This is a genomic window from Colwellia sp. 5_MG-2023 (assembly GCF_030547795.1).
In the GTDB taxonomy this organism is placed as follows: domain Bacteria; phylum Pseudomonadota; class Gammaproteobacteria; order Enterobacterales; family Alteromonadaceae; genus Colwellia.
In genome coordinates this window covers 242,148-255,662 of sequence record NZ_JAUOPW010000003.1, presented here as the reverse complement: position 1 = coordinate 255,662, position 13,515 = coordinate 242,148, and the positions used below count along the sequence as shown (strand labels likewise).

11 protein-coding genes are annotated in these 13,515 nt (G+C 37.5%); 10 read left to right on the top strand and 1 reads right to left on the bottom strand.

From position 1 onward, the window contains the following. Entirely contained in the window at positions 1 to 2,376 is a 2,376-nt protein-coding gene (locus Q4496_RS04185) for a heavy metal translocating P-type ATPase (protein WP_215972234.1), read from the bottom strand. A gap of 232 nt (positions 2,377 to 2,608) precedes the next feature. Here Q4496_RS04185 and Q4496_RS04180 point away from each other — a divergent pair, with 232 nt between their 5' ends. The 10 genes from Q4496_RS04180 to Q4496_RS04135 all read left to right on the top strand — a co-directional run bounded on the left by Q4496_RS04180 (position 2,609) and on the right by Q4496_RS04135 (position 13,316). Further along, a complete protein-coding gene (locus Q4496_RS04180; protein WP_215972233.1) occupies positions 2,609 to 4,585 on the top strand; it encodes a hypothetical protein in 1,977 nt (658 codons plus the stop codon). A gap of 4 nt (positions 4,586 to 4,589) precedes the next feature. Next, complete coding sequence (gene pip / locus Q4496_RS04175) at positions 4,590 to 5,567, top strand: prolyl aminopeptidase (RefSeq protein WP_215972232.1); 978 nt, start codon at positions 4,590 to 4,592, stop codon at positions 5,565 to 5,567. Positions 5,568 to 5,885: 318 nt separating this feature from the next. Continuing rightward, a complete protein-coding gene (pqqA, locus tag Q4496_RS04170; protein WP_118056096.1) occupies positions 5,886 to 5,957 on the top strand; it encodes a pyrroloquinoline quinone precursor peptide PqqA in 72 nt (23 codons plus the stop codon). A 123-nt stretch (positions 5,958 to 6,080) separates the two neighbouring features. Beyond that, positions 6,081 to 6,998: a pyrroloquinoline quinone biosynthesis protein PqqB gene (gene pqqB, locus Q4496_RS04165; protein ID WP_215972231.1), complete on the top strand. Its 918-nt coding sequence runs from the start codon at positions 6,081 to 6,083 to the stop codon at positions 6,996 to 6,998. Between the two features lie 22 nt (positions 6,999 to 7,020). Then, on the top strand, positions 7,021 to 7,788 hold the full coding sequence (gene pqqC, locus Q4496_RS04160; RefSeq protein WP_215972230.1) for a pyrroloquinoline-quinone synthase PqqC: 768 nt from the start codon (positions 7,021 to 7,023) through the stop codon (positions 7,786 to 7,788). Continuing rightward, positions 7,785 to 8,069 (top strand): pyrroloquinoline quinone biosynthesis peptide chaperone PqqD, encoded by a 285-nt coding sequence (pqqD, locus tag Q4496_RS04155; RefSeq protein WP_303495275.1) that lies wholly within the window; start codon positions 7,785 to 7,787, stop codon positions 8,067 to 8,069. Before pqqC ends, pqqD begins: the two co-directional genes overlap by 4 nt. After that, a complete protein-coding gene (gene pqqE / locus Q4496_RS04150; RefSeq protein WP_215972229.1) occupies positions 8,062 to 9,240 on the top strand; it encodes a pyrroloquinoline quinone biosynthesis protein PqqE in 1,179 nt (392 codons plus the stop codon). Before pqqD ends, pqqE begins: the two co-directional genes overlap by 8 nt. Then, positions 9,237 to 10,685, top strand: coding sequence for an insulinase family protein (locus tag Q4496_RS04145; protein ID WP_215972228.1), 1,449 nt, complete (start codon positions 9,237 to 9,239; stop codon positions 10,683 to 10,685). The genes pqqE and Q4496_RS04145 overlap by 4 nt, the downstream gene beginning before the upstream one ends. Before the next feature lie 101 nt (positions 10,686 to 10,786). Beyond that, the gene (locus Q4496_RS04140; protein WP_201294525.1) at positions 10,787 to 10,957 is read left to right on the top strand and encodes a hypothetical protein; all 171 of its coding nucleotides are present in this window, start codon (positions 10,787 to 10,789) and stop codon (positions 10,955 to 10,957) included. 190 nt (positions 10,958 to 11,147) lie between these two features. Further along, positions 11,148 to 13,316: a TonB-dependent receptor gene (locus tag Q4496_RS04135; RefSeq protein WP_215972227.1), complete on the top strand. Its 2,169-nt coding sequence runs from the start codon at positions 11,148 to 11,150 to the stop codon at positions 13,314 to 13,316. Positions 13,317 to 13,515: the final 199 nt, after the last annotated feature.

The window sequence follows — 13,515 nt, the reverse complement described above, 5'->3', positions numbered from 1 at the left end:
TTATTTCTCCTTCATTGACCAACGTTGTAATAGCAAAGCATTACTCACTACAAATAAGCTACTAAATGCCATTGCGGCACCCGCAATAATAGGGTCGAGGTAACCAAAAGCAGCAAGTGGTATTCCTATTGCGTTGAAGATAAAGGCCCAAAAAAGGTTTTGTTTTATTTTACGGTAAGTGAGCCTTGAAATAGTTAGTGCTGTGGCTACTAAGCTTGGTTTACTACGCATTAAAGTAATAGCTGAGGCGCTAACGGCAACATCGGTACCCGACGCCATTGCTATTCCTAAATCAGCTTGTGCAAGGGCAGGAGCATCGTTAATACCATCACCTACCATAGCTACTTGGTAACCTTGCTCTTGATATTGACGAATATATTTAGCTTTATCTGCTGGAAGTACTTCAGCTTTGAAATCGTCCAACTGTAATTTTGTCGCAACCCATGTTGCACTAGCTTGACTGTCGCCAGTAAGCATAGCGACCCTTATGCCTTCTTGTTGCAACGTTTTTACCGCTAATAGCGCATCAGACTTCAGTTCATCATTAAAACAAAACAGGGCAAGTAATTTTATTTCATCTGCTTGCTGGCTAGCCAACCAAGAAACAGAGGCTCCAGGTATTTTTATTTGCTCAGTTGGTAGATTTATTCCCAACTCTTGCATCCAGTGACTACTGCCCATCATTAGTAAATTTTTGCCAATATTACCTTTTACTCCATAACCGGCAACAACTTGAAACGCTTCTATTGTTACTGGTTGAATTTCTTGACTTAAAGCTTTGTCTACCACGGCTTTACCTAAAGGGTGTTCACTATTTATTTGTAGGGAATAAGCTAATTGTAATACTTCTGCTTCCGTGCCATTGATAACAATCATTTCATTTAAAACAGGTTTGCCTTGAGTTAAGGTACCTGTTTTATCAAAGACGACGAGGTCGATATTTTTTGCTTGTTCTAGTGCAATGGCATCTTTAACTAATACACCGAATCTGGCAGCGGTTCCTGTGCCTGCCATAATAGCCGCAGGGGTTGCCAAGCCAAGAGCACATGGGCAAGCAATAACTAGAACGGCCACCGCATTTAGAATAGCGCTAGTCCAGTCATTAAATATTACTCCCGTTACCAATAGCGTAGTGATGGCAACCAGTAAAACTACGGGGATGAAAATACTGCTGACTTTATCAACGATGGCTTGTACGGGCGCTTTTGCTCCTTGGGCTTGTTCAACGAGTTGAATAATTTTAGATAACGTTGATTCGGTGCCAACATTGGTAGTACGAATTTCTAGAATACCGTCTAAGTTCAGAGATCCACCTGTAACAATATCGCCTTCTTTTTTACTGACAGGGACAGATTCACCACTAATTAAGGCTTCATCTAAGTGACTTTTTCCTTGTAGAATCTCTCCATCCACAGGTACTCTTTCACCTGGAATTACTTTTACTGTTTCACCTGACAGTACTGATGACACTGAGACTTTTTGCCATTTACTTAAACGTAGTACTGTTGCCTCAACAGGCTTCAAGTTCTCTAACGATCTTAGGGCCTCTGTAGTACGACGTTTTGCCTTGTGTTCTAAATATTTACCTAACAGAACCAAGGTGATGACCGCACTACTACTTTCAAAATACAAGTGAGGCATGCCTTGATCACTATTAAAGGTCCACCATAAGTACAAAGATAATCCATAAGCGGCACTTGTACCGATAGATACTAGAAGATCCATATTACCCATTCTTGCTTTGAGTGCTCCCCAGCCAGCTCGATAAAAACGAGCACCAAAATAGAATTGAACAGGTGTCGCTAGTAGCCATTGCCAAAAAGACGGTAACATCCACTCTTGACCAAATAGCATACCTAACATAGGGAATACCAATGGTAAGGTTAGTAGGCCTGCACCCAATACAGGCCACCAAGCTTTACTATAAAAAGGCTCACTTTTATTGGTTTGGTTTAACTTACTGTCGGTATTTAATGGGATAAAGAGATAACCAGCTTGTGTTACCGCTTGTTCTAATTGCTCGTCGGTTACAAAAGATAGTATGTTTACTTGTGCCTGCTCTGTCGCTAGGTTGACTGACGCGCTAACTACGCCGGCTACTTTAGCTAAGGCTTGTTCGACTCTAGTAACACAAGAAGCACAACTCATTTTACCAATTCCAAATTGCTTTAGCGTTAATGGAACTTGATAACCAGCCTCGGTAACTGCCGTCACTAAATCATGATAACTTGCACTGCCTTGAATAATGGCTGTTTCAGTTGCTAGGTTAACGGTAACTTCCGTTACTCCGCTCACCTTGTGTAGCGCCTTTTCAACACGCCCTACACATGATGCACAGGACATACCGTTAATTGTGAGTTGTATTGTCGTATTCATAAGCCTCTCACTTAAATTGTGTATTGAGTTGTAAACTAACACTAGGTTAAACCTTACCATGGTTGTAAGGTCAACTGTTTTTATTTAATTGATATCTCAAAAGCTTAACAATGTCACCACAACAATTTTAGCGCTTTTTAAATAAGCTGTGGCCTTCTATTATCTACTTTCACTCGCTTTGAATTTTTGAGACTATAGTGATCATTGTATATTTATAAATGGCATTAATAAGTTGAATAGCACTAACAAAAATAAAGCTAATAACGAAAAAAAGGGCTTATTCAAAAAAATTAGTACGCCACCTCATTATGAATCTTACAGTTGGGGAGCCAAGCATAGTTTAATTGCTAAAGTAGTATACTGGTGTATATATGTATTCCGCTTTACTTCGCTGTTACAGCTGCTCAAAGCATTACAACGCAATAAGTCTTCTAAAATAAATGATAGTAAAGAGCGAGTAGATATACATGCGCGCGATACCGAGTATTACTTATTAGCGGTATTTTCTTTTTCCGCTATTTTATATTTTTTAAAAAGTATGGCCTGGATTAACCTTGGCATATTCCAACCTATGTTTGCGCTAGAGGGATTACCCAATCTCATTTTAACTGTTTATCTTTGCTACTTTTTATTTGAATCAATTGTTTGGATATTCTATTACTTATTGTTTAGAATTTTGATTGAAAAGCATCTTTCTATTTTTAATGAAGCTGAATACTTTATTACCTTGCCCTTAGTACTCGCCACTCAGTTCTTTTTAATCGCTAGCATTATTGATGTTAATGTCAGTGAAGTGATTGCGACAATTTTGAACTTCCCGGCAATAACAAATGATATTTCTGCGAACTTTAAATTAACGCTGTCACTATTAGGCTATATGTATACGGTACTGATCATAGCGAATATTATTAACCTTATACCAGCCATTCCCGTTAGACGCAGACCAAATATTACAATAATAGGGGCGGGGGATGTTGTGCAAAAAAGAATGTTACCAGCCTTAAAAGATCGTGGTTTTTACTCAAACAAACAAATAGCAATAGCAAGCGATACTATTTGTCCGCAGTTTAAACAGGCATTAAATGATCAAGGCATTCGATATTTTGATGCCTCAGAAGCAGGGGAAGGCGGTAACACAACAAAAAAAATTGTCGACTATATTAAAAAGAGTTCATCTTATGCTGTTATCGCAACACCAACTGCTGAGCACATTACGTATATAGATGCTTTAAGCAAAGAGGGGATTGTTTTTGGTGTTGAAAAACCTATTGTAGGAAGTGAGTTAGAGCTAATGGCGCTAGCCGATAACGTTGATACAATAATGAGTAAAGGTTTCTTGTTTAGCTATTATTGGCTCGAAAAAGCGATAGCTCTCAATTACTTTCTATCGTTAAATCCTAACTATAATCGGTTCGTCAATATTTCAATCGTAAATGTAAATAATGAACCGCTTAATGAAAAAGTTGCACCAAGCACCTTAGCTTATATTCAAGGCTTGTTAGGTGAAGTAAAAAAAATAGACATTACTTTTCTTGAAGACATTGATAAACGTGATTGGGCACTAAAAAAAGAGACCGGTGGTTTTTACTACGAAACATTAGTACATCCGATCACTTTGCTTGCAAACATTCTAAAAACAGACGTTAACTTATCCGAATTAAAATCTGAATGGTATTTATTAGAAGATATACCTGAAATTGTGAAATGTTCAGCCGATGAATTAGGTGCTAGCTTAGTGCGTTTATCAGGTACTAGCTGTAATTGTGAAATCGATATACTGGCGGGAAAATTTACTCATAATAAAAAGCGATGTATGGATATAACGTATGAACATGGTTCAATCAACATGAACCTAGATACACTTGTTTGTACGATAGAGCTGACAGGTGAGAAAAAATACTCGAAAACTAAAATCGAAGTAAAATCTGAGTTTGGTGGTAGTTTCTTAGATACTTCTAAGGGATCACAATTTACTGAATTAAAGAATATAAAATACTCAGTGCAAATGACATTGTTTGATTTATTTATTAGCAATTCTGGAGATTGGGGTCACAAGCGTTTTGATGACTATCCGAATCAAGTTCATGTATTGAAAACAATGGCTGATTTTTTAAAAGACGATAAAAATTATTTTTATAAACCAACACTAATCAACAAAACAGTAATGGCAAATACTATCGCCAGTTTTAATCATCAAGAGAAGGTATAAGTTATTGCTATCACTGTATCCCGCTATTGAACCTTTTCATCATTATTACTTAAATGTGGCCAATATTGAATTAGGCGATGAAGAGGCAGCTGTTGAGCATCAGCTTTATGTTGAACAATGTGGAAATCCAACAGGTATTCCTGTGCTTTTTTTACACGGTGGCCCAGGCTCGGGTTGTAGAGCATCGCATCGATGTTTCTTTGATCCTAAGCTGTATCATATTATTTTGTTTGATCAACGAGGTTGTGGGCGCTCTCGACCTTATGGCGCTTTAGCACACAATACAACCGCTAACCTTATTCAAGATATAGAAGCGATACGCCAACACCTTAATATTGACCAGTGGCTAATTTTTGGTGGCTCTTGGGGCACGACACTTGGCTTACATTATGCGAAAAACTTTTCGCAATACGTATCTGGTTTAATACTACGTGGTGTTTTTTTGGGGCGCGCTGAAGATATTGATTGGGTGTATAGCGCAAATGGTGCGGCTAAAATCTTTCCTGATGCATGGAGTCATTTGGTGAAAGGTTTACCTTTAGAACAAGTAACAGAGCCTTTGTCAATGATATATCAGCAACTCACCAGTGATAATATTCAGACTTCAAACCGTATTTTTAGCAAATTAGAATACTGGGAAGCAAACCTTATCTATTGGCAAAACGTAGTTGATTTCAAAGAAAATAAAATAGCTGAAGACGACAAAGTCCCTTCAATTATTCAGTTATATTATTCAATAAACAAGTGCTTTATTAGTGATGAACCTTTACTTGAAAATATAAAAAGCATACGACATATACCGACAAAAATTATTCATGGTCGTTATGATATGGTATGTCCTCTGACGCAGGCGTGGCAATTAAAGCAACACTGGCCTGAAGCTGAATTATCAATTATTGAAATGGCCGGTCATGTTGCAAATGAAGCGAAAATCATTGATGCTTTAGTACAGGCAACTGACGATTTTGCAGCAAACAAATAAGGTTGTAAAAAGCACAATGGAAATTACATGTAGAAATATATACATATATAACAGCATAATTAACGGTATTTTCTAGTTTATGATATGTAGCTTTTAAGTGAATTTAACTCATTGTTTTTAAATATTATTTAAAGGGTGTGTAAAATTAAACAATCGATTTAAAAGTTACATTATGGAACAACTCATCCGTCATACGGTTTCATTTCCTTCTAAAGTATGATGTTTAATAAATGAAAATTAAATATAGTAAAAGGGTGCTTATGAATGCAATGTAAGCAAGAACATAAATTAATATCATCAACCAGCGAGGAATATATTATGTGGACTAAACCTAACTTTGAAGAAATGCGTTTAGGATTTGAAGTAACGCTTTACATCAGTAATCGTTAATTTGAGCAAGACGAATAAATTAATACAAAAAATTACCTCAGTATACTTTTGCTTAAAACCTGAGGTAATTAGTTATCACTAGTTAATTTCTAACTTCCCCTTTGTCTTGATTTCGAGGCACATATGAAAATTTTAGTTCTAGGCTCTGCTGCTGGCGGCGGGTTTCCTCAATGGAATTGTCACTGCGCAAATTGTAAAGGCTTACGCGATGGCAGCATTAAAGCAACGGCGCGTACACAATCATCTATTGCAGTTAGCCAAAATGGCAAAGACTGGGTATTGATCAATGCATCACCAGATATCCGTGAACAAATAAATCAATCTCCACAACTTTGGCCTGAAGAAGGCAGTCGTGGTACTAACATTCGTGCCGCAATATTAACTGACAGCCAAATAGACCACACCACAGGTTTGTTAACGTTGCGCGAAGGGTTACCGCTTGATGTTTACTGTAGTGATGTTGTTTATGAAGACTTATCAACGGCTTTTCCATTATTTAATTTGCTAGAGCATTGGCACGGTGGACTCAGCTTTAACAAAATTGATACTGAACAACGTGCACCATTTGGTGTTACCGGCGTTGAAGGCATCGAATTCCTTCCCGTTATTATTGAGTCAAATGCTCCACCTTATTCGCGTTATAGAGATAAAGTGGTTGACGGTAATAATATTGGTTTAAAAATTATTGATAAAAGTACCGGTAAATATTTATTCTACTTACCGGGAATTGTTGAAAGTACCGCTGAAGTTGAACGTATACTTTCAGAAGCTAGCTGTGTGCTTATTGATGGTACGCTATGGCTTGATGATGAAATGATTGCGCAAGGTGTTGGTACTAAATTAGGGTCAGAAATGGGACATATGCCAGTCAATGGTGATTATGGTACCGTCGCTTTATTGAATAAATTTACAATAGATCGAAAAATCCTAATACATATCAACAACACAAACCCTATTTTAAATGAAGAATCTCCTCAACATCAGTTTGTTTTAGACAATGGTGTAGAAATTGCCACAGATGGCATGGAAATAACGATTTAATTACACTTAAAGGATCCTTTTTATGCAAGCTTGGACCAGAGAGCAGTTTGAACAAAAACTTAAAGATAAAGGTCAGCTCTATCATATTAACCATCCTTTTCATATTGCGATGCACGAAGGTAAATGTAGTAAAGAAGAAATTCAAGGCTGGGTAGCAAATCGCTTTTATTATCAATTGAATATACCAATTAAAGATGCGGCAATTATGGCTAATTGCCGAGATATGGAAACTAGACGCTTATGGGTGCAACGTATTCTTGATCATGACGGCTGTATTGGTGATGAAGCCCTAGGAGGAATTGAAGCTTGGTTACGTTTAGGTGAAGCTGTAGGCTTAGACCGACAGGATTTATTAGATGAAAAATTTGTATTGCCAGGTGTTCGTTTCGCGGTCGATGCTTATGTGAATTTTGCCCGCAGCGCTAATTGGCAACAAGCTGCTTGTTCATCATTAACCGAAATGTTTGCACCTAAAATACATCAAAGCCGCCTTGATAGTTGGCCTCAAAATTACCCATGGATAAAACCTGACGGTTTACGTTATTTCCAAATGCGTTTATCGCAAGCGCGTCGTGATGTTAGTCATGGTTTACAAATAACCTTAGATTACTTTACTACCCGTGAAGCACAAGAAGAAGCGCTAAATATTCTGCAATTCAAACTGGATATTCTGTGGAGTATGCTAGATTCAATGAGTTTAGCTTATCAACAAGGCAGAGCTCCTTATCAAGACATACTTGGTCAAGAGGCAATTAATAACCCTATTTATCATAAAGGTATATTTAAGTGAGCACATTAACGATTACACCAACCATGACACCGTCACTTAATAGAATGTTCCGTTTCCAATGGGAAAAAGCACAAGATTGCTTCGTGTTATTATTTCCAGAAGGTATGGTTAAGCTTAACGGTGGTGCTGGCGAAATTATGCAGCTTATTGATGGGCAAAAAAATGTACAGGAAATTATCGATGTATTACATGCTAAATTTCCTGATGCGGGTAATTTAGCTACCGACGTGAATGAGTTTATCACTACCGCAATTGAGAAGAAGTGGCTTTATCATGACTAGCCAAGCAGTAACTGAGGCATTAAAAAAAGACACCAAGACACTTGTTGGACCTCCGCTTTGGTTACTAGCGGAATTAACCTATGATTGTCCATTGCATTGCCCTTACTGTTCAAATCCAACCCAATTAAGCGAAACTAAAAATGAGTTAACCACAGAGCAGTGGCAGAAAGTATTTAGTGAAGCAAGGGATATGGGAGCAGTACAGCTTGGCTTTTCTGGCGGTGAGCCATTGCTACGCAAAGACTTAGAAGCTTTAGTAAAGCAGGCGAGGGATTTAGGTTTTTACACTAACTTAATTACCTCTGGTATTGGGTTAACTGAAAAGCGCATCGCAAAACTAAAAAAAGCAGGCTTAGATCATATACAAATTAGTTTTCAAGGTGCTGATCCTGAATTAAACGATGCCATTGCCGGTCGTGGTAATGCCTACCAGCAAAAGTTTAATATGGCTAAATCGGTTAAAGCTCAAGGCTATCCTATGGTGCTTAACTTTGTTTTATCGAAACAAAATCTTGATCAAATTGAAGCTATTATGCGTTTAAGTTGTGAGCTAGAAGCTGATTATGTTGAGCTAGCCACTGCACAATATTATGGTTGGGCGTATGAAAACCGTGATCATTTATTACCTTCTCGAGAGCAATTAGTTGAAGCAGAACGTATTGTAAATGAATTCAGAGATCAGCAAGATGGTAGGGGACCGCACTTTATTTTTGTAACGCCTGACTATTTTGAAACTCGTCCAAAAGCGTGTATGAATGGTTGGGGATCAACCTTTTTAACCGTTACGCCTGACGGATCTGCGCTACCTTGTCATAGTGCAAAAATGTTGCCTCTGACTTTTCCAAATGTCAAAGATAAGTCTATCAACGATATATGGCAACAAGATTTTTCTTTTGATTATTTTCGTGGTGATGATTGGATGCCGCAACCATGTAAAGGGTGTGATGAAAAAGAGAAAGACTTTGGCGGGTGTCGTTGTCAGGCATTCATGATGACTGGTGATATGCATAAAACCGATCCTGTTTGTAGTAAATCGGAAGATCACCATTTAATTCAAGAGGCGATTGCCAGTGCAACTAGCCCATCAAACCCGATCGTTATGCGTGTAAATCAAAAAGCGATGAAGCATGCTGAAAATACACAATTAAATATTACACGTATAAAAATATGATGTTAGAAACGCTATTATCAGAAGATATTTATCGCCACAAAAACGGTTTAAAACATATAAATATTGTAGATAATAGCGGTTTTAGTGCGCTTTTTGTTGTAAATACCCCAATATTTGATAACAGCGGGGTTGCTCATGGCGTAGAGCATTTTGTGTTTCGTGGTAGTAAAGCTTTTCCTAAACCGGAAACTTTATTTCAATTACTCTCGTTAACCGATGTTAAAATCAATGCCTCGACATTAGCTCAAACCACTCATTTTCACTGTCAAAGTCAATGCCGAAATACGTTTAAGTTGGCTATAAATTATTTATTAAATGGTTTATTCAATCCCGTGTTTACCGATACTGATTTACAGTATGAAATTCATGATGGCGATGAAAAAGGGGTTATCTATCGAGAGTTATTAGGCGTAGAACAAGCAGAAAAAGGCAATAATAAAAACAGTGCTAAAAAAGACAAAAGCAGTGAGATTAGTTATGGGGGGATAAGTACGTCAATTGGTGAATTATCAATTAACGATTTAACTCATTTTCATCAACGTTTTTATCAAGCAGACAATATTACCTTAGTTACTGCGAACGCCGATGTTAAAGAAATTGCAAATATAGTCGCATCATTACCTAAGCCGTCTAGTGAATTAAACAAGGTAGCAATAGCATTAGAGGAATACAGTACCAATGCACATAATATTGATGCTAATGAGCAAGATAGCACCAAGTATTCTCCTGAGATTAACAAACTTATTACTCTGTATCACTCATGGTTGCAGGATCTTTATTATCAAGAAATTGACGATTACAAGGAAGTGGAGAGCTCGAGTAAGCAAGTATTGCTCAACAGTGATACTTCACTAACATCAGCGAGTCGCCATTTAATACCGGCACTTGCTATGCTATCTAGTAAGTTAGTAGCACAGAGGGATAAGACTTTTTTAGTTAATAGTGATGAAAAAGAATTCACTCATAAAACTGTGCTACCAAAGCTCTTTTCAAATTTATACCAAGAAGCAAAAATTCAATTAGAGAGTACGGTATTAAATCAGTCATCTGAGCACGTGTATGTAAATGATCAAAATAACGGATTATGGCTAGCAAAGATTAATGCAGAAGGTAAAATACTGGCTAATATTACCAGTTATATTATTAGCGCCTACCCAAAATTTTCAGCGCATCGCTACGAAGGGAATTGCTATGCGACCCAAGCATTAGTGATTGATAACTCTAAATACTTAGCAATATATAGTGCTTTTGATGTAACCCCGGATACCTATTTAGACAATATCGCTCAATGTTTACTGAGCCTCAGTCAAGATGATGCTTTTATTAGTATGAGCTTAGCACTTGCTAAAATTAAATATTGTCGGCTTTATCACGTTCAATATGACCAAGTGATGAGCATCACCTCTACTCAAATAGCTACTTATCTAAAAAATCACATCACGTAGTTAAATCTTGTCTTAGCGCATAACGATAAAATTTACCCTGTAGTAAAAATACCTTATTATTCAGCTGAAAAGCCAAATTTATTAAAACTGTAGAGGTAGTTATGTCGGAAAAAGTAATTCAGTTTGAACTGGAAAAGCACAACAAAAATAGTGTTCGTTATAAAGAAGTGCCAGAAAATGGGATGCCACCTGTTTTAGGATCAATCTACGTACAAAAATGGTTTGTGGGTGATAGTAAAAAAATTGAAGTGACCATTAAAACTGTAGATTAATTGTGAGTTGTTCACTTTTAGCAGTTAACTGTTAGTAGTTAAGTAGCAGTTAAGCCTTGTGAATACAAATTCTTAGCTCAATTGTTAAATTATTTTCGTGATTTATTTCATTCAGGAATTTTTCCTATATGAAGTCTCTCTTATGGTGACTAATATAATATCTTTATAATAATAAAGAGAATGAAACAAGATGACTCTCAAACCAACATTAATCAGTACGGCTATACTGTCGTCGTTATTATTAGTACCTTATACGACATATGCAGAAGATACTGCGACTGCTGAAATGGATAAATTGACAGTTACTGGCATTTTACCGGACAGACTTGAAGCTGTTGCAGGTTCATTTGATATTATTGATAAAGAATACCTTGAGTCACGCCGTCCATTATCCATCAATGAACAATTAAGAACCTTGCCAGGCATAATGGTAGTTCCTGATGGCAGCATGAGTTTTGATTTAAATATTGGTATTCGTGGCCAGAATCCTCGTCGAAGTGCGAAAGCGATGGTAATGGAAGATGGCATGCCACTTCAACTTGCGCCTTACACCGACCCTGTTAACCATTATGCGACACCTTCAACATCCGTTGTTCGAGTAGAGGTTGTTAAAGGTGCAGGACAAATTTTATATGGTCCGCAAACATTAGGTGGGGCTGTAAACTTTGTTACTAAAACTGCACCTCGTAATGGTGAAATTGAAGGCTCATTAACCTCTACCTTTGGTAATCAAGCCCTCCGAGGATTACATGCAAATGTTGGCTTTGGTAATGAAACCGGTGGCTTTATGTTGGATTTCTCACAAAGTAAGGGCGACGGTATTTTTGATGATAGCGGGTATGATGTTAAAGATTATCGCTTTAAAGGCGAATTAAAAATTACTGACGATCAAACAGTTGGCTTAAAAATAGTTCATACCAATGATCGTCGTAACCAAACTGAAAACTACTTAACTCAGGATGAATATGCGCGTGATCCTTATTCTCATCCAACGGTAGAGTTAGATCTGTGGGAACAAAGTCGTGATGTTATACAACTAACTCATAAAATTGAGGTTAATGATAAATTTACGATACAGTCTCAAGCTTATTACACTGATACTTTCCGTAATGGTTTACGTGCTAGTAATAGCGGTAGAGAGGTTAATGGTGAGTGGGAATCACGATTACGTAACTGTGATGCTGTGGGGGATATAAATGATGATGGTAATGTAACCGTATCGGATATTGGTGACACCGATATTAATGTTTGTGGTGGTCGTCATGCTCCGCGCCAATATTATACATGGGGAGCAGAAAGCAAAGCCGATTTTGAACATGACTTATTTGGCTTTGAAAATGATGCAATCTTTGGGCTTAGATACCATCAAGAGCAAGCGCATCGTGAGCAGGTGTATGCTGTTAATACCGCGCAACGCTTAGATTATGAATTGGCATTACTTGAAGGCGAAGATCGCGAAGGAACCACGCTTGATGCCTATGCATTATCTTATTTTGCCCAAAACACTACTTATATCGATAACTGGTCAATAACAGCGGGCTTTCGTGTTGAAGATGTACGTACCAGAGACAGTGATGACTTTTCTTCGAATCGTGTTTCAGACAGTTATACTGAGTTTCTTCCAAGCTTTGGCGTCGCTTGGAATGGTATAACGAAGACAACAATTTTTGCGGGTGTTCATCAAGGTATTTCACCATCACGTGCTGATCGAGAGCTTGATGCATCAGGTGCCCGTGCTGTACCTGAAGAAAGTACTTTGTTCGAATTAGGTATGAGAAGTAATTACGTTAAAGGTATTGTTATCTCTGGTGCTTTATTTCATAACGATATTGAAAATACTATCGTAGATAATGGTGCAACATTTGATAATAGCGGTAAAAGTGAACAACAAGGTATTGAACTAGCGACTCGAATTAATTTTGGTGAGATTTATAACTGGAACAATAATGTCTATCTATCCGGTTCATACACTAACTTATGGACTGCAGAATATACCAAAGCCTCAGATCCTGCTAATGATGGTAATCGTATGCAATATGCGCCAGAAAATTTGGCAAACCTTGACTTAGGTTATGAACATGTTAGTGGTGTTGAAGCACGTATTGGAGTACAGCATGTGAGTAGGCAATTTGCTGATGATGAAAATACACGCATTGAATCAGGAAATGGTATTGAGGGTATAATTCCTAGTTATACCATCTGGAATGCGACGGTTAATTACTATATCCCTAATACCGGTGTAACCTTGTTTGCTAGTGTAGAAAATTTGTTTGATAAAGAATATTTGGTGAGCCGAAATGAGGGTAAATTGGCTGGCCGTGAACGTCTATTTTTTGGTGGTATCACCTTCAATTTTTAGACGTAGTACTCTCTTTTGGTTAAAGTGGGGAATATAAGTACGGCAGAACATCGTCGTGCTTATATAACTCACCTAATCTTATCCAATAAATCATCTAATAACTCACCTAATATCTCATCTAACACCTAACTCGCATACCGCACATAATATATTAATCTATCCATTCATGTATGCTATTAAAGCTTACAATACTCGGAAA

Coding starts and splice junctions, on each gene's coding strand:
- pqqE (WP_215972229.1), top strand. CDS start 8,062: ATGACTAGCCAAGCAGTAACTGAGGCATTAAAAAAAGACACCAAGACA.
- Q4496_RS04140 (WP_201294525.1), top strand. CDS start 10,787: ATGTCGGAAAAAGTAATTCAGTTTGAACTGGAAAAGCACAACAAAAAT.
- Q4496_RS04135 (WP_215972227.1), top strand. CDS start 11,148: ATGACTCTCAAACCAACATTAATCAGTACGGCTATACTGTCGTCGTTA.
- pqqC (WP_215972230.1), top strand. CDS start 7,021: ATGCAAGCTTGGACCAGAGAGCAGTTTGAACAAAAACTTAAAGATAAA.
- Q4496_RS04185 (WP_215972234.1), bottom strand. CDS start 2,376: ATGAATACGACAATACAACTCACAATTAACGGTATGTCCTGTGCATCA.
- Q4496_RS04145 (WP_215972228.1), top strand. CDS start 9,237: ATGATGTTAGAAACGCTATTATCAGAAGATATTTATCGCCACAAAAAC.
- pqqB (WP_215972231.1), top strand. CDS start 6,081: ATGAAAATTTTAGTTCTAGGCTCTGCTGCTGGCGGCGGGTTTCCTCAA.